We start from the raw sequence: 20,848 nt of genomic DNA, 5'->3' as shown, positions 1-20,848 counted from the left end.
CAGTGGTTTTAGCAACGTTGTCAGAAGATGCAAGCTAGGCCGCCAGTTGCTGCAGCAGGTAGAGCCGCTGGTACAGGCCGCCGTCTATCTGCATCAGCTGCTCGTGCGGGCCGGTCTCGGCGATGCGGCCGTGGTTGAGCACGATGATGCGGTCGGCGTCGCGGATGGTCGACAGGCGGTGGGCGATGGCGATCACCGTCACCGTGCCGCGCAGCTCGTCGAGCGCGGTCTGCACGATCTGCTCGGTCTGCGAATCGATGTGCGAGGTGGCCTCGTCGAGCAGCAGGATGCGCGGCCGGCCGGCCAGCGCGCGGGCGATGGCGATCAGCTGCTTCTGGCCCACCGACAGGCGCGAGCCGCCTTCGCCCAGCGCGGTGTCGTAGCCTTGCTCGAGCGCGGCGATGAACTCGTGCGCGTGCGCGGCGCGGGCCGCCGCCTCGATCTGCGCCGGCGTCAGGCCGCGGCCCATGTCGATGTTCTCGCGGGCCGAGGCGGCCAGCAGGAAGGGGTCTTGCGGCACCAGGCCCACCTCGGCGCGGAAGCGCTCGTTGGCGATGGCGTCCAGCGGCATGCCGTGGATGGCGATGGCGCCGTGCTTCACCGGATAAAAGCGCAGCAGCAGCGACAGCAGGGTGGACTTGCCGCTGCCGGTGTGGCCGACGATGCCGACAAAAGCGCCCTGCGGGATCTCCAGCGACAGGTCGTGCAGCACGGTCTGGCCTTCGTTGTAGGCGAAGCTCAGGTGGCGGATGGCGACCGCCGGCGCGTGCGAGTCATTCGCTGCGGCGCGCGCGGTGGCCAGGCCGATGTTCTGACTGTGGCCGTGGGCTGCGTGCTCGGTGGCGGTGGCTTCGTCGAGCAGCGTGGCCACGCGCGCGGTGGCCACCACCGATTGCTGCAACTGGCTGAACTGCATGGTGATCTGGATCAGCGGCTCGATCACGCGCGCCAGGTAGCTGATGAAGGCGTACAGGATGCCCACCTCGGCGGCGGTCATCTCGCGCTGGCCGAACAGGTAGATCACGGCCGCCAGCAGGATGATGTTGAACATGTCCAGCGCCGGCCGCAGCAGCCAGGCGTTGGCGCGCAGCTCGGCCAGGCGCGCCGTGTAGTGGTCCTGGTTGGTGGCGGCGAAGCGCTGGCCGAAGCGGGCCTCGGCGTTGTTCGCCTGCAGCACGCTCATGCCGCCTATCGATTCGGCCATCTGGCCGTTGATGTCGCTGCGCAGCGCGCGCGCGCGCGTCACGGCCGGCGCGCTCCAGCGCTGGTACAGCCAGACGATCAGCAGCACCGCCGGCAGCAGCGCCAGCACGATCAGCATCAGGTGCCAGTCCAGCCAGGCCATCGCCGCCACCGTGCCGACCAGCACGATGGTGGAGTCGAGCATCACGAACAGCACCTGGATGTACAGGGTCTTGACCGCTTCGGTGTCGTTGGTCACGCGCGAGACCAGCTGGCCGGTGATGGCGCGGTCGAAGAAGGCCATCGGCAGCAGCAGCACGTGGGTGTAGACCATTTCGCGCAGCCGCATCACCGAGCGCATCGCCAGGCCGGACAGGCGCACCAGCTGCAGGTAGCGCAGGCCGCTGGCGATCCAGCCGGTGAGCACCACGCCGGCCAGCAGGGCGGCCATGCGCGGCCAGTCCAGGTGGTGCGGCAGCAGGTGCTCGTCGATCAGCGCCTTGCCCATGATGGGGCCCGACACTTCCAGCAGCGCGGCCAGCACCAGCCACATGACGGCCCAGCCCAGGTGGTGCTGGTCGGGCAGGGCGGCCCGGCGCAGCAGGGAGAACGCCTGCCAGGTCTGGCGGCGCGCGGAAATTTGTTCAGGCTTAGTCGGCATCGAGACTGGCTTCCAATTGTTGATAGCGCCACTGGCTGGCATACCAGCCGTCCTGCTCCAGCAGTTGTTCGTGGCTGCCGGTTTCGCTGATGCGGCCTTCGCGCAGCACCACGATCAGGTCGGCGTTGACCACCGCGCTCAGGCGATGGCTGGCGATGACGGCGCTGCGGCCGTTGCGGGCCTGGCGCAGTTCCTCCAGGTGCTGCAGGATGCGCGTCTCGGTGCCGGTGTCGACCGCGGACAGGGCGTCGTCCAGCAGCAGCAAGTCGTTATCGGCCAGCAGCGCTCGGGCGATGGCGACGCGCTGGCGCTGGCCGCCGGACAGGGTGATGCCTTTCTCGCCGACTTCGGTCTCGTAGCCTTGCGCGAACTGCAGGATGTCGTCGTGGATGGCGGCCAGGTTGGCCGCGTGTTCGACCTGCGCGCGGCTGGCGCCGGGGCGCGCCAGCGCGATGTTGTCGGCGATCGAGGCCGAGAACAGGAAGGACTCCTGCGGCACCCAGCTGATGGCGGCGCGCAGCGCGTGCAGCTTGTATTCGTCGAGCGCGTGGCCGCTCCAGCGCACGCTGCCCGATTGCGGCGTCAGCTGGCGCAGCAGCACCCGCAGCAAGGTCGACTTGCCGCAGCCGGTGGGGCCGACCAGGCCCAGCGTCTGGCCGGGCTTCAGTTCCAGCGTGATGCCGCTCAGCGCGGCCGCGCCTTGGCCCTCGCCCTGGCTCGGATATGCGTAGCTGACGTCGCGCAGCGTCAGCGCGCCCGGCGCCACGGCGGCCAGCGTGCCGTGGTCGTCGACCGCCAGCGGCGCGTCCAGCATCGGTTGCAAACGCTGCCAGGCGGCCTTGCCGCGTTCGATCAGCGACAGCACCCAGCCGGCCGCGAACATCGGCCAGATCAGCTGGCCCAGGTACATGGTGAAGCTGGTCAGCGCGCCGATGGTCAATTGGTTCTGCCAGACCAGGTAGCCGCCCAGGCCCAGGGTCAGGCCGCCGGCGGCGGTCAAGGTCAGGCCGACGGCCGGTTCGTAGGCCGCCTCCCACACCTGCGCGCGCAGGCTGGCGTTGGAGGCCTGCTGCGCCAGCTCGCCGAACTGTTGGGCGCTGCGTTGTTCCAGTCCCAGCGCGCGCAAGGTGCGCACGCCGGACAGGGTTTCCTGCACATGGTCGTTGAGGGCGCTGAAGCGCTTGAGCGAATCGGTGGAGGCGGTGTGGATATGGCCGGAGATGTACCAGAACGCCCAGCCCATCAAGGGGAACGGCAGCAGCGCGATGCAGGCCAGGCGCCAGTCGACGCCGAGCAGCATCACGCCCAGCACCATCACCAGGGTCAGCGCGCCGTCGAAGCCGGCCAGCATGGCTTCGCCGGCGGCCATTTCGATGGCGTCGATATCGTTGGTGGCCAGCGCCATCAGGTCGCCGGTGCGCTGGCGCTGGTAGAAGGCCGGGCCTTGCAGGGTGAGGCGGGTGTACAGGCGGGTGCGCAGCGACACGCCCAGCTGGTAGGCGGCGCCGTACAGGATCTGGCGCCAGCCGACGCGCAGGAAGTAGATGCCGGCGCCGGTCAGCAGCAGCCAGCCGATTTCCCTCAGCAGGGCGTCGCCGCCCAGGGTGTGGGCGGCCAGGCCGTCGATCATGAAGCCGACCTTGCGCGGCACCCAGACGGTGAGGATGGCGACGCCGGCCAGCATGACGCCGGACACCGCATAGGCGCGGCTGTGCTGGCGGACGAAGCCGCCGATCAGCCTGGAAAGTTTAGACATGTTGCCTCGGATTAGCGCGTAGGGCGCTAGGATACAACATGCTCGCCGGTCGTGCCCGGCGTCCCTCCAGAGTTAGCTTACTTCTTGGCTTTGGTGCTGCTCAGCATGTCGAGCTGCTTGCCGGCCGGCTTGGCTTTGGCGGAAGGCACCGACTTCAATTCTGGCTTGGTCTCGACGGCGGCGACCGGTTTGGCCTGCGGCGCCGGGAACGATGGCTTGGCGGCGGCAACCTTCACTTCGGCCGGCACGGGAGCTTCCTCGACCGGCGCGGCTTTTGGCTTGACCGCGGCCTTGGCGATCTTGGCTTCCAGCACAGCGGCCGCTTCGTTGGCCGATGCCGGGGCTTGGGTGACGACCACTGGCGGCTGCACCACTGCCGGGGCGGCGGCGACCGGCGCCGGCGCGGCAACAGGAGCAGAAGCAGAAGCAGAAGCAGAAGCAGAAGCGACCGGCGCAGGCTTGGCGCTGGCCTTGAGCGCGGTGACCGGCGCGGCGGCCAGGTCGGAGACTTGCTTGATGGTGTTCTGGGCGCTTTGGATCAGATCGCTCTGGACGCCGGAGGCAATGCTGTACAGCTCGCGGCCATAGGCCAGCAGGCTGTCGAAGCTGGCCGGTTCGGCGGAGCTCAGGCTGAAGAACTCGCGCGGATCCTTGGCTTCGAGCAGCTTCTTCGCGGCGGCCGACGATTTTTCCACCGAAGCCTTGGTGGTGCTGATGTTCAGCGCGATGACCTTTTCCGCGCTGTCGACGGCGGTGCTGGCAAACGTGTTGAAGATCTTGAATTGGGCTTCCAACTGGGACTTCGTAGCTGCGGAAAACTGTTCGGTGATCGAAGACATGGTTTCTCCTGAGACGATTAAAATGTCGGTAAAGCTGTACGCGCTGCGCGCATTATGATGCATTGCAATATACCCATTCTAGCGGTGAAAGTTAGGCTTGGAAAGTTATTTTTTCTGCCATGTCGCAAAGCCCGCAACAAGGAAACATGCCGGATGGACACAATCTGGACGGATCTTGATGTATCGCAATGCACCAGGGCAAAAAAGTCTGAATTAGTGCGCCGCAACAAGTTATTCAATTCTATGAAAAAGGAAACGCATGGCCATCAAGCTGAACAAGGAAGTCGAGCAACGCCTGCTGGGGTCGATCCAGCGCTACTGCGCCGAAAACATGGACGAGGAAGTCGGCGAGCTGAAGGCGCGCCTGCTGCTCGATTATTGTTTGCGTGAAATCGGCCCGTCTGTCTACAATCAGGCCATCCTCGACGCCCAGGCGGCGATGCAGGACAAGATCGCGGAGATCGAAACGATCTGCTACGAGTCGGAGTTTTCATACTGGACCAAAAAATAAGCCGGGAGCGCGGATGGATGCGGTGATCGAGACGGTAATACGGAACGCCAACCTGGCCGACGGACAACGCGGCGTCGACGTCGCCATCGAGCGCGGCCGCATCGCCGCCATCGGCGCCGCGCTGCCGCTCAAGGGCGCGCGGGAGATCGACGCCGGCGGCGACCTGCTCAGCGCGCCGTTCGTCGACGCCCATTTCCACATGGACGCCACGCTCAGCTACGGCCTGCCGCGCGTCAACGCCTCCGGCACCCTGCTCGAAGGCATAGCGCTGTGGGGCGAGCTCAAGCCCGAGCTGACCCAGCAGGCGCTGGTCGAGCGCGCGCTGCAATACTGCGACTGGGCCGCCGCGCGCGGCCTGCTGGCGATCCGCTCCCACGTCGACATCTGCGACGACCGCCTGCTGGCGGTGGAGGCCTTGCTGGAAGTGAAGCGGCTGGTCGCGCCCTACCTGGACTTGCAGCTGGTGGCCTTCCCGCAGGACGGCGTGCTGCGCAGCCCGACCGCGCTGGCCAACCTGAAGCGCGCCATCGGCATGGGCGTCGACGTGGTGGGCGGCATCCCGCACTTCGAGCGCACCATGGCCGACGGCGCCGAATCGGTGCGCATCCTGTGCGAATTCGCCGCCGAGCGGGGCCTGATGGTGGACATGCATTGCGACGAGTCGGACGATCCGCTGTCGCGCCATATCGAAACGCTGGCCTACCACAGCCACCGGCTCGGCCTGCACGGCCGCGTGGCCGGTTCGCACCTGACCTCGATGCATTCGATGGACAACTACTACGTCAGCAAGCTGTTGCCGCTGATACGCGAGGCCGGCGTGGCGGCGATCGCCAATCCGCTGATCAACATCACGCTGCAGGGCCGGCACGACAGCTACCCCAAGCGGCGCGGCATGACGCGGGTGCCGGAGTTGCTGGCGGCCGGCGTCGAGGTGGCGTTCGGCCACGACTGCGTGATGGACCCGTGGTACAGCCTGGGCTCGGGCGACATGCTGGAGGTGGCGCACATGGGCCTGCACGTGGCGCAGATGACCGGGCAGGACGCCATGCGCGCCTGCTACCAGGCGGTGACGGCGGCGCCGGCCCGCATCCTCGGCCTGCGCGACTACGGCGTGGCGGTCGGCTGCCACGCCGACCTGGTGCTGCTGGACGCGGCCGATCCGGTGGAGGCGATCCGCCTGCGCGCGGCGCGGCGCATGGTGATGCGGCGCGGCAAGGTGATCGCCGAAGCGCCGCGCGCGCAGGCGCGACTGATCCTGCCGGGCCGGCCGGCGACGGTCGACTTCCGGCTGGACTTGCCACGTGAAATCCATGACAATTGAACATTGTTTAATCCGCCTGGAGCCGCTTTGAAAGAAATCGCCATCCGTCCCGCATCGGAAGCCGACTTCGGCGCCATGTGGGAAATTTTCCAGGAACTCATCGCCAGCGGCGATACCTATTACTTCGCCGCCGACACCAGCCGCGAAGACTGCCATGCCTACTGGTTCGGCCCCGGCGTGCAATCGTACGTGGCCATCCTGAACGGCGACCGCCTGGTCGGCATGTACCGCCTGACCGCCAACCAGCGCGACCGCGGCTCGCACGTGGCCAACGCCGGCTTCATGGTCAGCCCGGCGGCGCAGGGCGTGGGCGTGGGCAAGCTGATGGGCGGCGATTGCCTGGACCGCGCCCGCGCGCAAGGCTATCTGGCGATGCAGTTCAACTACGTGGTCAGTTCCAACGTCCCGGCCGTGCTGCTGTGGAAGAAGCTCGGCTTCTCCATCGTCGGCACGCTGCCGCGTGCCTACTATCACGCCCACCTCGGGTATGTCGACGTCTACGTCATGTACCAGTTGCTGGACGATCCCTCTCAATGGCCCGATGCATGAAAATACTCGACACCGAACGCCTCACCTTGCGCACCATCGACGCCGATGACGCCGCGTTTTACTACGAACTGGTCAACGATCCGACCTGGCTGGAATTTATCGGCGACAAGGGCATCCGCAGCATCGAGGGCGCGCGCGACGCCATCCTCGAAGGCCCGTGCGCGATGCAGCAGCGCCTGGGGCATTCGCTGTACGTGATGGAGCGCAAGAGCGACGGCCTGCCGCTGGGCTTGTGCGGCCTGATCAAGCGCGACGGCCTGGACGACGTCGATATCGGCTACGCGATCCGCCCGGCCTGGTTCGGCCAGGGCTATACCTACGAGGCGGCCGTGGCGGTGGTAGCCTACGCGCGCGACCAGTTGCGCATGCAGCGCCTGCTGGGCCTGACCGCGCCGGGCAATCTCAACTCCATCCGCCTGCTGCAAAAGCTGGGGCTGGAATTTGTCGAGCTGCGCAATCTGCCGCCGGGTGAACGTCCTACCAATATTTATCGCATCGAGTTCGACAACTAATTACTTGGTGCGTTGCAACTGTGGGAATTCGATAGAGTTTCCAGCAAGTCCGCTTGGATTTTCTTGCGCGCAGGCGCATGATGGAACCAGGAATTAAAAGTTGCTTGCTCCCCAAAAAACGGCAGCAATTCAAAAATATAAGTCATACGACCGCGCGGTGAACGCCGTGCGCCAGTCTTCTTGTACGCATTGAATTTTTACCGAAAGGGCAACTCATGAAACTCGCCAATCTCAAGATAGGCGTGCGGCTGGGTTTGCTGGGCGGCTTCTTCTTTGTCGCGCTGCTGATCGTCGCCACCGGCGGCTGGCGCGCGCTGGACGCCAGCAACGCCGGCAACACCGCCGCCATGCAACGCATGCAGGCGCTGACGCAGGCCATCGACATGGCGCGCAGCGCCCAGGTCGAATTCAAGATCCAGGTCCAGGAGTGGAAGAACACTCTGTTGCGCGGCAACGATACGGCCAATTTCGACAAGTACAGCAAGGCCTTCGTCAAAGGCGGCGAAACCACGCGCGGCGAATTGCAAAAGCTGAACGCGCTGCTGGCCAGGCTGGACTTGAAGACGCCGCTGGTGGAAGAGGCCGTCGCCACCCAGAACGAACTGGTCAAGCGTTATCTGTCGGCCCTGGAGAAATACGATCCCGCCAACCAGGACAGCGCCCACGTGGTCGATGCGCTGGTCAAGGGCATGGACCGGGAGCCGACCAAGAAAATCGACGACATCGTCGCCTTCATCGGCAAGGAATCGCAGCGCCTGATCGTCGAGATGGAGGACGAGAACAAGGCGGAACACGCGCGCGCGATGCTGGCCATGGGCATTACGCTGCTGGTGACCGTGGTGGTCGGCTGCGCCACGGTGCTGTGGCTGATCAAGAGCATTACCGTGCCGCTGAACGAGGCGGTCGATGTGGCGGAGACGGTGGCCGCCGGCGATCTGAGCAGCGAGGTGCGTATCAACAGCACCGACGAAATCGGCGCCTTGCTGGGCGCGCTCAAGCGCATGCAGGGCAACCTCAGCAACATCGTCGGCAAGGTCCGCGTCGGCACCGACGCCATCCACGGCGCGGCGGTGGAGATCGCCGCCGGCAACCTGGATCTGTCGGGCCGCACCGAGGAGCAGGCCAGCTCGCTGGAGGAAACGGCGGCCGCGATGGTGCAGCTGACCACCACCGTGCAGCAGAACAACGTCAACGCGGCCGAGGCCTGCAAGCTGGCCGACACCGCCTCCAGCGTGGCGGCCAGGGGCGGCGACGCGGTCGAGCAGATGGTGCGCACCATGGGTTCGATCAACGAATCGTCGCGCAAGATCGTCGACATCATCGGCGTCATCGACGGCATCGCGTTCCAGACCAATATCCTGGCCTTGAACGCGGCGGTGGAAGCGGCGCGCGCCGGCGAGCAGGGGCGCGGCTTCGCGGTGGTCGCTTCCGAGGTGCGCAACCTGGCGCAGCGCTCGGCGGCGGCGGCCAAGGAAATCAAGGAACTGATCGGCGATTCGGTGGGCCGGGTGGAGGCCGGCAGCCGGCTGGTCGGCCAGGCCGGCGAGACCATGGGCGAAGTGGTGGCCAGCGTGCAGCGCGTGACCGCCATCATCGGCGAGATCTCGATCGCCAGCGGCGAGCAGCGCGACGGCATCGAACAGATCAGCATCGCCATCAGCCAGATGGACAGCGTGACCCAGCAGAACGCGGCGCTGGTGGAGCAGGCCGCCGCCGCGGCCGACGCGCTGGAACAGCAGGCGGCCGGCTTGTCGGCGGCGGTCAGCGTGTTCAAGTTGCAGGGCCAGGGCCAGCCGTCCCAGGCGGCGGTGACACCGCGACGGCTGTTGCAAGTGGCCGGCGGCGTTTGATGCCGCTCAAATGCGCGCGCGAAAGCGCTGAAAACTGCTGAGCGATTGATTATGCTTCCCTCTTCCCCGGTGCACCGGACGGAGAGGGACAGCATGAACAGCCTATTGCCGGTACTGGCCGGCATCGCACTCAGCCTGCTGGCGCTGTGGTACGGCGAACTGCGGGTCCGCACCCTGCGTGTCCGCTGCGCGCAGCTGCAATCGGCGCTGGAGACCCACCGCGAGGCGGAAATGCGGCTGGACCACATCGCCCACCACGACAGCCTGACCGGCCTGCCCAACCGCCTGCAGTGCCAGCTGCAACTGGAGCACGGCATCGCCTACGCGCGCCGCCACGGCAGCCTGCTGGCGGTGCTGTTTGTCGACATCGACCACTTCAAGTCCATCAACGACAATCTAGGCCATGACGCCGGCGACCAGGTGCTGGTGCAGTTCGCGCAGCGTCTGCGCCAGTGCGTGCGCGAGGTGGACACGGTGGCGCGCCAGGGCGGCGACGAGTTCATCGTGCTGCTGACCGAATTGCGCGCCGCCGCCGATGCGCAGCAGGTGGCCGACAAGATCAACGCCGCGATCGCCGCGCCGTTCCTGGTGCATGGCGAGACGCTGGCGGTGGCGGCCAGCATCGGCATCGCCGTCTATCCGGACGACGACCTCGATATCGAAGCGCTGCTCGAGAAGGCCGACCTGGCGATGTACGCGGCCAAGCAGCGCGGCAAGGGCGCCGGGCTGCGCTTCGTGCCCAGCATGCAGGCCAAGGCGTATTCGCGGGTGGTGCTGGAGACCGCGTTGCGCCACGCGCTGGAGCATGACGAATTCGTGCTGACCTACCAGCCCAAACTGAATCTGAACGAGCAGAAGATCACCGGCGTCAAGGCGCTGCTGCGCTGGCGCCACCCGGAGCTGGGCCTGGTGATGCCGCCGGACTTCCTGCCGGTGCTGGAGGACAGCGCGCTGATCCTGCCGGTGGGCGCGTGGGTGCTGGCGACCGCCGCCGCGCAGGCGCGGCGCTGGATGGAACTGGGCCATCCGCTGACGGTGTCGGTGCACCTGTCGCCGCGCCAGTTCTACCAGAAGGATATCGCCCGCAGCTTGGCCGAGATCCTGCACCAGACCGGGCTGCCGGGGCGCTACGTCGAACTGGAAATCACCGAGGGCATGCTGATCGACAAGAACCAGAATTGCGAAGCCGTGCTGCGTCAGTTCAAACAGCTGGGCGTGCGCATCTCGATCAGCGATTTCGGCACCGGCTATGCGTCGTTGAACTACCTGCGGCGCTTCCCGGTGGACCTGGTGAAGATCAATAAATCCTTCATCGACGACCTGCGCCGCGCGGCCCGGCAGAGCACCGACCGCCACAGCGACGGCCGGGTGGCGGACGAGGGGGCGATGGTGCGCGCCATCATCGCGATGGCGCATACGCTGAACATGCAGGTGATCGCCGGCGGCGTGGAAACCGGCGACCAGCTGGCCCAGCTGGCCGCGATGGGCTGCGACGAGGCCTTCGGCTTCTGCCTGAGCGCCGCCGTCTCGCCGGAGGAGCTGGAGGCGCTGCTGGTGAACCGCCGGCGGCAGCAGGCGTCGATTATTGCTGCCGGTTAGCGGGGAAGAACCAGGCCAGCGGCCGTTGCACGCGCGCCGCCCAGGAGCGCTCGTTGTGGATGGCGGCATCGGCGGCGTAGAACAGCAGGTCTTCATTCAAGCGGTAGCCGCGGGCCAGCATGGCGTCGCGCATTTTCAGCGTGTCCTCCAGGCCGTCGCTGTCGGTGCCGGCGTCGAGGTAGAACTTGACCGGCAGGCGCGCCGGCGCCTTGGCGATCAGCTCGCCCTGATTCCACCAGAACGAACTCGACACGCCCGCCGCCCGGGAGAACACTTGCGGGCGCTGCTGGGCGATGTAGACCGAGGCGATGCCGCCCAGCGAAGAACCCATGATGGCGGTGTGTTCGCGGTCCGGCAGCGTGCGCAGATGGGCGTCGGCCCACGGCTTGACGGTATCGACGATGAAGGCCATGTAGGCGTCGAGCTTGCCGCCGCCGTATTGCGGATCGCAGCAGGGCGTGTACTCGGCGATGCGGTCCTTGGTGTTGTCGATGCCGACCACGATGGCCGGCGCGACGGCGCCGTCGGCGATCAGGCGGTCCATGGTGCTGCCCATTTCCCAGGCGGCGCCGTAGGCCGCGGTGGCGGCGTCGAACAGGTTCTGGCCGTCGTGCATGTAGAGCACCGGATAGCGCTGCTGCGGATGGGCGTCATAGCCGGGCGGCAGGTAGATGCGCAGGCTGCGCTGGTTGCCCAGCTGCGGCGAGGCGAACTGCTCGACAATGCGTAGCGTGCCGGCCGGCGGCAAGGCCGGAATAGGCGACGCGGCAGGGCTGGCCGCAGAACTAGCCACAGAACCGGTCGCCGCGCCACGCGCCAGCGGCATGATGCGGACGCCGTGGATATCGAAGCGGTTCGACGGTCCCTTGACGCCGCCCGCGTCGGCGTAGCTGGTGTTACTTTTCAGGTAGCTCATGTTGTAGAAATCGCTGAGCTCCAAGCGGTAGCTGCCCGCCTTGAGCACGGCCTTCAAAGGCGTCGACCACGACGGCCCGGCGTTGGATGGCGAATGCGGCAACTGCACCACGCCTTGCGCGGCGATGCCGCCGTCGCCATCCTTGAGCGTCATCCACTTCACGCCGCCGCTGATGCCCAGGTTGACCTGGTGCGCGGTGTTGCGGTACTTGAGCTGCAAGGCGTAGCTGCCTTCGCGCTCGACCCTGATGTCCTGCACCGCGAAGGTGTCGGACGGCGCGCCCCAGCCGGCGATGCGGCCATCGGCGGCGGCCACGCTGGACTGCACGCGCGCATCGCCGGCGGCGATTTCCGCGCCGCCGTTCAGGCACACCGGCGCGCTGTGGTGGCTGCGGTTGCCGGAGCCGGTGAACATCGCCTCCACCGAGTAACACAGGTTGTCGTTCTCGCCTTTGACCAGCAGTGGCGCGCGGCGGTCGGCCCAGGTCCTGGCGCTCACGCGCTGCGTGGCCAGCTTGCCGTTGCGGTAGATGTTGTAGACCACACCCTTGCCGGCGCCTTCAAGGTGCAGCGTGGGGAAATCGTAGGTGCCGCGTTCCAGCTTGACGATGCGCGGCTCCGGCGGCGCGTACACCGCGGGATCCTGCGCCAGGGGCTGCGCGCCGACGCTGCGCCTGGCCTGCTGCCCGGCGACCAGCTTGCCGAGACGGATCTCGATGACGTTGTCCGCCGCCAGTTCGGGCCAGGCCAGCGTCGCCGCGGCAGGTTTGCCGTTCAGCGTCACCGCATCGACTTCGTAGTAGCCGTCGCCGCGCACGGCCGGCGGCAGCGACAGGCGCACCTGCAAGCGCTTGCCGCGCAGCGCGAGATTGTTCAGCGTGACGGCGTCGCTGCCGGCAAACGCCTCGCGCCGCAGCTTGGCCGTCACGAACGGACGCAGTGCGATACCGTCATTGGTGGTCTGCACGCCGAACACGTCGCCCACCACCATGCCCAGGTAGGCGCCGACGGACCACAACTGCCGCCGCGAATCCACCACCGGCCCGCTCAAGTCACCCTGCGCCTGCTTGTCCTTCAGCATCGGCTGGCCGGACAGCCATTCCAGGTTTTCCATGTTCGACAGGTTGAGCGCCGCGCCGCGCATCAGCGTATCGTAGGCCGCGTCGGCGACGGCGACGTTGCCGGTCAGCGCCGCAGCCTTCAAACCGTAGGCCGTCACGAACGGCCACATGGCGCGGTTGTGATAAATCGCCACGCCGGGCTGCTGCGGCCAGATCACCGGCGCGCCCAGCGGACCATGCGGGTAATGCGCGAGAATGCTCTCGGCCTGCTTGCGGTCGGCGATGCCGGTGACGATCGCCAGCGCTTGTCCCAGCCAGTCGTATTTATACATCGCCGCGCCGTCGAAATGGCCGGCCGTCAGGCTGCTGTACATGCCGGCGTCGGCCTGCCACAGGCGCTGGTTGATGGCGCGCTTCAGGTCCGCCGCCCATGCCGCGTATTTGTCGGCCAGCGCCGCGTTGCCTTGTTCCCTGGCCAGCTGCGCCGCCAGCGTCAGCGCCTTGTAGTGGCCGGCGTTGGTGGACAAGGCCTTCGACGTCGCCATGCTGGCCAGGTCGCCGGCGATCCAGCCTGCGTAGCTTTGCTCGCGCCAGTCGAGGAAGGATTCCTCGCCGTTGTACAAGCCATCGACCGCATCGTAGACGGCCAGCCTGTCGTTTTCCAGCGTGTTGGAGAGGGCGCGCAAGGCGGTCGCCGCGAAGACCTTGCGCTCGTCCGGGGCCAACGCCTTCAGTGCTTCCTCGGCGCCGAAGGCCCAGCTGACGCGGTCCGTGCTGACCGGCCAGCTGCCGCCGCTGCCGGTGTCCTGGATGATCTGCAAACCGTCGGCGCTGCCGGCGACATGCGCGCCGGGCTGCACGCCGTCGCGATAGCCGGACAGTTTGAACTCCAGCGAATTGCGCACGCGGCGCGGGTCCAGCATGCCCAGTCCCAGCGAGGCCGCGTAGGACAGGTCGCGCGTCCACACGTAGTGCCACAACTCGCCGGTCTCGAAGCAGTTGCAGGGGATGGCGTTGCCGCCGTTGTAGCTGCCGTCGCGGATCTCGCCGACCGAATCCTGCTTCATCTCCAGGCCGGCCAGCGTGAACAGGGCGTCGAAGGCCAGGTTGCCGCTGCGGACCGACGGCTGTCCCTGCGCTTCGACGTAGCTGATCTCCTGCTTGCCGCTGTCGCGCACGCGCATGGTGGTCGATTGGGTGTAGCTGCGCAGCGCGGCGCCGGCGTCCGGCGTGGTGTAGCGCACGGTCTCCTGCTTGCCGTCCCAGGTCGGATAGCTGGTGCTCAGCGTGGTGGCGGCAGCCGCCATGGCGGGCAGGGCCAGCAGCGACAGGGCGCCGAAGCGGCGGCGGGCGAAGCTCATTGTTCGATCTCCAGTATCAGCGCCGAGCGCGCGGGCAAGGTGACTTCGCCATCCAGCGACACGCGCTTGCCGCTGATGACGTCCACGCCGGCGCGCACGCCGCTCAGCATCTCGTGGAAGCGCGCGGTTTTCAGCACGGTGTCGGTGCTGTTCTTGTTCAAGGCTACCATGACTTTTTTGGCGCCGTCGTAGCGGAAGTAGACGTAGGTATTGTGCTCGGGACCGTAGTGCATCATCTTCCCGTGATGGATCACCGACGCACCCTTGCGCCAGTTGAACAGCTTCTTCACGTACGCCTGCGCGGCCGCCTGCTGCGCCGTCAGGCCCGCGCCGGTGAAGGCGTTGACGGCGTCGCCGCGCCAGCCGCCGGGGAAGTCGCGGCGGTAGGAGGCGTCGTCGCGATCCTTGATGGTGCTGGTCATCTGGATCTCGGTGCCGGCATAGAACTGCGGGATGCGCGGCGCCGTCGCCACGAAGGCCATCGCCATGCGGAACAGATTGTCGTCCGCATTGAGCTCGCTGTAGATGCGCGAGACGTCGTGGTTACCCTCGAACAGCACCAGGTTGCCGGCGTTCGGATACAGATAGTCTTGCGACAGCGTTTCGTACAGATTGGTCAGGCCCTGCTCGGCGCCGTCGGGCGCGGCCAGCGCGCGGCGCATGGTGTAGGTCAGCGGGAAGTCCATCATGCTCGGCATGTGCGAGACATAGCCGTTGAAATTCTGCTTGCCCTCCTGCCAGTGCGCGACCACCGGTATCAGCGGCGTCCATTCCTCGCCCACCAGGTTCAGCTTCGGATACTCGGCCATCATGCTGCCGGACCAGCGGCTGAGGAATTCGGTGTTGGAATAACCGTAGGTGTCGACCCGCAGGCCGGACAGGCCCGCGTACTCGATCCACCAGATGTCGTTCTGGATCAGGTAGGTCGCCAGGTAGGGGTTGGCCTGGTTCAGGTCCGGCATGCCTTCGACAAACCAGCCCTCGGTGAAGTTGCGCTTGTCCTCGTCCGAGGCGTAAGGATCTTGCAGCGCCACCCGGTGGTGCTCGGTCGGCACGAACTTTCCGTGGTAGGTCAGCCAGTCCGGTGTCGGCATGTCCTGCATCCACCAGTGCTTGTCGCCGATGTGGTTGAGCACCACGTCCTGGATCACGCCCAGGCCCCTGGCGCGCGCCTGCGCGACAAAGTTGCGGTAGTCCTCGTTGCTGCCGTAGCGCGGGTCGATGCGGTAGTGGTCGGTCGTCGCGTAGCCATGATAGGAGTACGCCGACGAGTTCGATTCCAGCAGCGGCGTCGGCCAGACCGTGGTGAAGCCCATGGCGGCGATGTAGTCCAGATGGTCGGCCATGCCGCGCAGGTCGCCGCCGTGGCGGCCGGAGGGCGCTGCGCGGTCGGCGCGTTCCGTCATGCCGGCCGCGTTGTCGTTGGACGGATCGCCGTTGGCAAAGCGGTCCGGCATCACCTGATAGATGGCGTCGCTGCTATTGAAGCCGCTGCGCTGGGCCGAGCCGGCGGCCCGCGCCAGCAATTTGTAGTTGTAGTGGACGGACTGGCTGCCGCGCTTGAACACCAGGTCGAGCGCGCCGGGCGCCGCGTCGGGGGCGATTTCCAGGTTGATGAACAGGTAGTTGCGGTTGGCGACCCGCGCCACCGAGGCGATGCGCACGCCGGGGTAGGCCAGGGCCGGCTCCAGGTCGGCGATCTGCGGCCCGTGCACCATCAGTTGCAGCGAACTGTTGTGCATGCCGGCCCACCACAGCGGCGGGTCCATGTGGTCGATGCGGTAGGTGTCGGCGTGGGCGATGAACGGCAGCGCGGACAGCAGCGCGGCGGCGAGGGTTTTGTGCATGAGGTCTCCGTTTAGTAGTCGGACTACAGGTGTTCTTTTGTGAATTTCTCGTCGAGAATACTATGAAAGAGAGGGCGCATCAAATGAGCATTTCTAGTATTAATACATTCATCCGCTGCATTTTTCTAAAAATTACTCTTGAGATAATCTTTTTGCCGGCCCGACGTTGGAAATGCTACGAAGTAAAGTGGTATTCCATCAAAAAATGTAGTTCCACTACATGGCTAGGGGCGGTCGGCTGTAGCCGAAATACAACGGGATTGGCGTTTTCGCAGGGCAGGCAAGGGCTGGCGGCCCTCTGAGGGCGTAGCGCGACTGAAGTTTGATTGACACCGAATCTAGTTTTAGTACAAAATTCTTCGTAGAACGTCTTTTAGAACGTTTGCAATCCTTGGAACCCGTGTAGTCGATGGTGCGAGAGCAGGCTGTAGTTGTCGCGGGTATATTTTTAGATGAGTGAGGGGACATTTGATGATGAATTCCGCCAACCAGCGCGGCGCCAACTCGGCTCCGACTAGTGTTGCTTTTAAGTTGAGCCCGGTAGCAGCCGGCTGTGCATTGCTGTTGTCCGCCATTTCCGGCTCGTCCTACGCGCAAGACGCGACCGCCGGCCAGGCCGCCGACGCGCCTGTCATCCAAACGGTGAAAGTGTCCGGTATCCGCCGCGGTATCGAAGACGCTATCTCCGTCAAGAAGAACTCCGAATCCATCGTTGAAGCGATCTCCGCTGAAGACATCGGCAAGCTGCCGGACGTGTCGATCGCCGAATCGCTGTCGCGCCTGCCGGGTGTGGCCGCGCAACGCGTGGCCGGCCGTGCCCAGGTGCTGAGCATCCGCGGCCTGGCGCCAGACTTCTCGACCACCACCCTCAATGGTCGTGAGCAGGCGTCCACCGGCGACAACCGCAGCGTCGAGTACGATCAGTATCCATCGGAACTGATCAACGGCGCCGTGGTCTACAAGACCCCCGACGCATCGCTGGTCGGCCAGGGCCTGTCGGGCACCGTCGACCTGCAAACCGTGCGTCCGCTGGAATTCCCGGGCCGCACCATGGCGATCAACGTGCGCGGCGAGAAGAACTCGATCGGCAAGCAAAACGCCGGCTACCATGACAAGGGCTATCGCCTGAGCGGTATCTACATCGACCAGTTCGCCAACCGCACGCTGGGTGTGGCGCTGGGCTACGCCCGCCTGGACTCCCCTGGCCAGTACCAGAAGTGGAGCAGCTGGGGCTATGGCATCGATCCCAAGACCGGCAGCACCACCGGCCTGGCCAACTCCGGCAACGAAATCGACGCCGGCTCGACCAAGCAGACCCGCGACGGCCTGATGGCAGTGCTGCAATGGAAACCGACCCGCGACTTCCAGTCGATGGTCGACACCTACTACTCGAAATTCAATTCCGACACCACCATCCGCGGCATGCAGTTCGGCACCGGCAACTGGATGGGCGACCTGACCTACGCCAACCCGGTCTTCGCCAGCTACGGCGGCACCCAGGTGCTGCAGAGCGCGACCGTCGGCGGCATCAAGCCTGTGCTGCGTAACGACCTGAACACCAACCGCGACAAGCTGTTCGCGTTCGGCTGGAACAACAAGCTGCGCATGAACGAAGACTGGACCGGCATCGCCGACTTCAGCTACTCGAAGGCCGACCGTCAGGACATGATCCTGGAGACCTATTCCGGCGCATCGACCACCGACACCGCCAAGATCGTGCGCGACAACCAGACCGGCCTGCCGCAAGTGACCACCGGCCTGAACTACGCCAATCCGGCGGTCGTCAAGCTGAGCGATTCGGGCGGCTGGGGCCAGGACGGCTACGTCAAGTATCCGCAAGTGACCGACAAGCTGAAATCGGCCCGTTTCTCGGCCAAGCGCAGCCTGGACGGCATGTTCAGCAACCTGGACGTGGGCGTCAACTTCACCAAGCGCGACAAGACCCGTCAATCGGCGGAGATGCTGGTCAACCTGAAGAACGGCCGCGCACCGATCGCCGTGCCTGCCAACCTGATCCAGGATCCGACCTCGCTGGGCTTCGCCGGCATCCCTGGCATCATGTCCTACGACATCATGGGCGCACTCAACAGCGTGTACACGCTGACGCCTAAGATTCACCAGGACATCTACAACAAGGACTGGCTGGTCAGCGAGAAAGTCTCGACCGCCTACGCCAAGGTCGGCATCGACGACACCTGGGGTGTGCCTGTCAAAGGTAACTTCGGTGTACAGATGATCCACACCAACCAGAGCTCGAGCGCGTTCAACGTCGACACCAGCAACCTGAACAAGCCGAAGACCGCGGAAGAAGGCACGTCGTACAACGACTTCCTGCCTAGCCTGAACTTGAACTTCGACCTGGGCAGCGAGCAGCACGTGCGCTTCGGCCTGGGCAAGACGATGGCCCGTCCACGTCTGGACCAGCTGCGCGCATCGTCGAGCGCTTCGGTCGACACCACCAAGCTGCTGTGGACCGGTAGCGGCGGCAATCCTAACCTGAAGCCATGGCGCGCCAACGCGATCGACTTGACGTACGAGAAGTACTTCGACAAGAGCACCTACTTCAGCGCCGCGACCTTCTACAAGAAGCTCAAGACCTACATCTACGACCAGGTCCTGCCGTTCGACTTCACCAGCTATCCTAACGATGGCCTGACCCCGAAATCGAACATCGGTACCCTGACCCAGCCAGCCAACGGCACCGGCGGTTCGATCAAAGGTGTGGAGCTGTCCGGTTCGATCGACGGCAAGGTCCTGTGGACCGGCCTGGAAGGCTTCGGCGCCACCGGTTCGATCTCCCGCACCAAGAGCGAGATCGCCCCTGACGGTCCAGGCACCACCGGCGCACTGCCAGGCCTGTCGCGCACCGTGTCGAATGTGCAGGTGTTCTACGAGAAGTCCGGCTACTCGGCGCGTGTGACCCGCAGCGAGCGTTCCAACTTCCGTGGCGAAGTGACCGGCTTCGGCGCCGATCGCACCTTCACCGACATCAAGGGCGCGGCGCAAGTGGACTTCCAGCTCGGTTACGAGTTCAAGGAAGGCCAGTACAAAGGCCTGTCGCTGCTGTTCCAGGTGATCAACGCGAACGATGCCGCATACCAGACCATCCTGAGCAACGGCAACCTGAAAGTGCCTGGCGAGTACACCAAGTACGGCCGCACCATGCTGCTGGGCCTGAACTACAAGATGTAATTCAGTCCGGTCCAAAACACCCCCTGTCAGCAGAAGCCGGCAGGGGGTGTTTTTTTTCGTGCACAATATCGGACAACATAAAAAGCTGGAGACCAAAAATGCAGCAAAACCAAGCGGATCGCCGCATCAAGCAAATCCTGATCGTCGGCGGCGGCACCGCCGGCTGGATGACGGCGGCGGCCATGTCCAAACTGCTGGGCGGCCACTACCAGGTGCGCCTGGTCGAATCGGACGAGATTTCCACCGTCGGCGTGGGGGAGGCCACCATCCCGCAGATCAAATTGTTCAACCAGGCGCTCGGCATCGACGAAGACGATTTCCTGCGCGAGACCCAGGGCACCTTCAAGCTGGGCATCCAGTTCGTCAACTGGGGCAAGCTGGGCGAGAACTACATCCACACCTTCGGCAGCATCGGCCTGGATATGGGGCTGGTCGAGTTCCACCACTACTGGCTCAAGCTGCACCAGGCCGGGCTGGCGCCGGACTTCGGCGCCTATTCGCTGGCGGCGGTGGCGGCGCCGCAGAACAAATTCATGCGCGCGGTCGATGCGGGCAATTCGCCGGTGTCGCACATCGCCCACGCCTTCCAGTTCGACGCCGGCCTGTATGCCAAGTATCTGCGCAAGTTCGCCGAGGCGCGTGGCGTGGTCCGCACCGAGGGCAAGGTGGCCGACGTCATCGTGCGCGAAGGCGACGGCCATGTGGCGGCGATCATGATGGAGAACGGCGAACGCATCGAAGCGGACCTGTTCATCGATTGCTCGGGCTTCCGCGGCCTGCTGATCGAAGGAGCCTTGAAGACCGGCTACGAGGACTGGACCCACTGGCTGCCGTGCGACCGCGCGCTGGCGGTGCCGTGCGAGTCGACCGGGCCGATCACGCCGTACACGCGCGCCACCGCGCGCACGGCCGGCTGGCAGTGGCGCATTCCGCTGCAGCACCGCATCGGCAATGGCCATGTCTATTCGAGCAAATACATCAGCGACGACGAGGCCACCGCGCAGTTGATGGCCAACCTGGACGGCGCGCCGTTGGCCGAGCCCAAGCCGCTGCGCTTCGTCACCGGCAAGCGCAAGAAATTCTGGAACAAGAACGTGGTGGCGATCGGCCTGGCCAGCGGCTTCATGGAGCCGCTGGAATCGACCAGCATCCACCTGATCCAGTCGACCATCGCGCGCCTGATGAGCTTTTTCCCGGACCGCGATTTCAACCAGGACAATATCGACGAGTTCAATCGCCAGGCGCATTTCGAGGTCGACAAGATCCGCGACTTCCTGGTGCTGCACTACCACGCGACGGAGCGCGACGACACGCCGTTCTGGAACTACTGCCGTACGATGGAGGTGCCGGAAAGCCTGAAGCAGAAGATGGACCTGTTCAAGCAGCACGGCCGCTTCTACCGCGAGAAGGACGAGATGTTTGCGTCGGTGAGCTGGTTGCAGGTGATGCTGGGGCAGGGCTTGCGGCCGCAGTCCTATCATCCGTTGGTGGACCTGTATCCGCAGGAGCAGATCGAAGCGCATCTGCGCACCATCAAGACCGTGGTGGAGAACTGCGCCGGCAAGATGCCGAACCATGAAGACTTCATCGCCGCCCACTGCCAGGCGGCGGCGATGAATATGAAACGCCCTAACTACGGCGTGCGCTAGCGCGTAAGCGGCGAACCCCGAGGCTTGCGCTTGGGGTCAGACC

13 protein-coding genes are annotated in these 20,848 nt (G+C 65.4%); 8 read left to right on the top strand and 5 right to left on the bottom strand.

Annotated elements, in window-relative coordinates; translation table 11 throughout:
- Window positions 1–34: 34 nt before the first annotated feature.
- From RUGAMON1_RS07475 to RUGAMON1_RS07465, 3 genes are all read right to left on the bottom strand, one after another.
- Complete coding sequence (locus RUGAMON1_RS07475; protein WP_445229912.1) at window positions 35–1,843, bottom strand: ABC transporter ATP-binding protein; 1,809 nt, start codon at window positions 1,841–1,843, stop codon at window positions 35–37.
- Window positions 1,833–3,599: an ABC transporter ATP-binding protein gene (locus RUGAMON1_RS07470; RefSeq protein ID WP_445229911.1), complete on the bottom strand. Its 1,767-nt coding sequence runs from the start codon at window positions 3,597–3,599 to the stop codon at window positions 1,833–1,835. Before RUGAMON1_RS07470 ends, RUGAMON1_RS07475 begins: the two co-directional genes overlap by 11 nt.
- A 77-nt stretch (window positions 3,600–3,676) precedes the next feature.
- A complete protein-coding gene (locus RUGAMON1_RS07465; RefSeq protein WP_445229910.1) occupies window positions 3,677–4,438 on the bottom strand; it encodes a phasin family protein in 762 nt (253 codons plus the stop codon).
- Between the two features lie 259 nt (window positions 4,439–4,697).
- Here RUGAMON1_RS07465 and RUGAMON1_RS07460 point away from each other — a divergent pair, with 259 nt between their 5' ends.
- The 6 genes from RUGAMON1_RS07460 to RUGAMON1_RS07435 all read left to right on the top strand — a co-directional run bounded on the left by RUGAMON1_RS07460 (window position 4,698) and on the right by RUGAMON1_RS07435 (window position 10,780).
- On the top strand, window positions 4,698–4,949 hold the full coding sequence (locus tag RUGAMON1_RS07460; RefSeq protein WP_116990587.1) for a DUF2164 domain-containing protein: 252 nt from the start codon (window positions 4,698–4,700) through the stop codon (window positions 4,947–4,949).
- 25 nt (window positions 4,950–4,974) lie between these two features.
- Complete coding sequence (locus RUGAMON1_RS07455; protein ID WP_445230332.1) at window positions 4,975–6,270, top strand: amidohydrolase family protein; 1,296 nt, start codon at window positions 4,975–4,977, stop codon at window positions 6,268–6,270.
- 27 nt (window positions 6,271–6,297) lie between these two features.
- Window positions 6,298–6,819 carry a GNAT family N-acetyltransferase gene (locus RUGAMON1_RS07450; protein WP_445229909.1) on the top strand — a complete coding sequence of 174 codons (522 nt, stop codon included), beginning with the start codon at window positions 6,298–6,300 and terminating at the stop codon, window positions 6,817–6,819.
- Window positions 6,816–7,331, top strand: coding sequence for a GNAT family N-acetyltransferase (locus RUGAMON1_RS07445; RefSeq protein ID WP_445229908.1), 516 nt, complete (start codon window positions 6,816–6,818; stop codon window positions 7,329–7,331). The genes RUGAMON1_RS07450 and RUGAMON1_RS07445 overlap by 4 nt, the downstream gene beginning before the upstream one ends.
- Window positions 7,332–7,546: 215 nt before the next feature.
- Window positions 7,547–9,181, top strand: a complete 1,635-nt coding sequence (locus RUGAMON1_RS07440; RefSeq protein ID WP_445229907.1) for a methyl-accepting chemotaxis protein — start codon at window positions 7,547–7,549, stop codon at window positions 9,179–9,181.
- Window positions 9,182–9,274: 93 nt separating this feature from the next.
- Window positions 9,275–10,780 (top strand): putative bifunctional diguanylate cyclase/phosphodiesterase, encoded by a 1,506-nt coding sequence (locus RUGAMON1_RS07435; protein ID WP_445229906.1) that lies wholly within the window; start codon window positions 9,275–9,277, stop codon window positions 10,778–10,780.
- On the opposite strand, the gene RUGAMON1_RS07430 is transcribed toward RUGAMON1_RS07435, so the two are convergent.
- Both RUGAMON1_RS07430 and RUGAMON1_RS07425 read right to left on the bottom strand, forming a co-directional pair.
- A complete protein-coding gene (locus tag RUGAMON1_RS07430) occupies window positions 10,764–14,117 on the bottom strand; it encodes an alpha/beta hydrolase-fold protein (RefSeq protein WP_445229905.1) in 3,354 nt (1,117 codons plus the stop codon). The genes RUGAMON1_RS07435 and RUGAMON1_RS07430 overlap by 17 nt on opposite strands.
- On the bottom strand, window positions 14,114–15,964 hold the full coding sequence (locus RUGAMON1_RS07425) for a glycoside hydrolase family 13 protein (RefSeq protein WP_445229904.1): 1,851 nt from the start codon (window positions 15,962–15,964) through the stop codon (window positions 14,114–14,116). The genes RUGAMON1_RS07430 and RUGAMON1_RS07425 overlap by 4 nt, the downstream gene beginning before the upstream one ends.
- Window positions 15,965–16,435: 471 nt before the next feature.
- On the opposite strand from RUGAMON1_RS07425, the gene RUGAMON1_RS07420 reads away from it, so the two are divergent.
- Window positions 16,436–19,156, top strand: a complete 2,721-nt coding sequence (locus tag RUGAMON1_RS07420; protein WP_445229903.1) for a TonB-dependent receptor — start codon at window positions 16,436–16,438, stop codon at window positions 19,154–19,156.
- A gap of 98 nt (window positions 19,157–19,254) precedes the next feature.
- Entirely contained in the window at window positions 19,255–20,805 is a 1,551-nt protein-coding gene (locus RUGAMON1_RS07415; protein ID WP_445229902.1) for a tryptophan halogenase family protein, read from the top strand.
- The last annotated feature ends 43 nt before the right edge of the window (window positions 20,806–20,848 follow it).

Source organism: Duganella rhizosphaerae, from assembly GCF_040364205.1.
GTDB lineage: Bacteria > Pseudomonadota > Gammaproteobacteria > Burkholderiales > Burkholderiaceae_D > Rugamonas > Rugamonas rhizosphaerae.
The sequence above is the reverse complement of the archived record's forward strand: the minus strand, read 5'-3'. Positions and strand labels throughout refer to the sequence as shown.

What these genes read in the sequence shown, in the direction of transcription:
- RUGAMON1_RS07460 (WP_116990587.1), top strand. Translation starts at nt 4,698, where the DNA reads ATGGCCATCAAGCTGAACAAGGAAGTCGAGCAACGCCTGCTGGGGTCG.
- RUGAMON1_RS07445 (WP_445229908.1), top strand. Translation starts at nt 6,816, where the DNA reads ATGAAAATACTCGACACCGAACGCCTCACCTTGCGCACCATCGACGCC.
- RUGAMON1_RS07425 (WP_445229904.1), bottom strand. Translation starts at nt 15,964, where the DNA reads ATGCACAAAACCCTCGCCGCCGCGCTGCTGTCCGCGCTGCCGTTCATC.
- RUGAMON1_RS07415 (WP_445229902.1), top strand. Translation starts at nt 19,255, where the DNA reads ATGCAGCAAAACCAAGCGGATCGCCGCATCAAGCAAATCCTGATCGTC.
- RUGAMON1_RS07465 (WP_445229910.1), bottom strand. Translation starts at nt 4,438, where the DNA reads ATGTCTTCGATCACCGAACAGTTTTCCGCAGCTACGAAGTCCCAGTTG.
- RUGAMON1_RS07420 (WP_445229903.1), top strand. Translation starts at nt 16,436, where the DNA reads ATGATGAATTCCGCCAACCAGCGCGGCGCCAACTCGGCTCCGACTAGT.
- RUGAMON1_RS07440 (WP_445229907.1), top strand. Translation starts at nt 7,547, where the DNA reads ATGAAACTCGCCAATCTCAAGATAGGCGTGCGGCTGGGTTTGCTGGGC.
- RUGAMON1_RS07430 (WP_445229905.1), bottom strand. Translation starts at nt 14,117, where the DNA reads ATGAGCTTCGCCCGCCGCCGCTTCGGCGCCCTGTCGCTGCTGGCCCTG.
- RUGAMON1_RS07470 (WP_445229911.1), bottom strand. Translation starts at nt 3,599, where the DNA reads ATGTCTAAACTTTCCAGGCTGATCGGCGGCTTCGTCCGCCAGCACAGC.
- RUGAMON1_RS07475 (WP_445229912.1), bottom strand. Translation starts at nt 1,843, where the DNA reads ATGCCGACTAAGCCTGAACAAATTTCCGCGCGCCGCCAGACCTGGCAG.
- RUGAMON1_RS07435 (WP_445229906.1), top strand. Translation starts at nt 9,275, where the DNA reads ATGAACAGCCTATTGCCGGTACTGGCCGGCATCGCACTCAGCCTGCTG.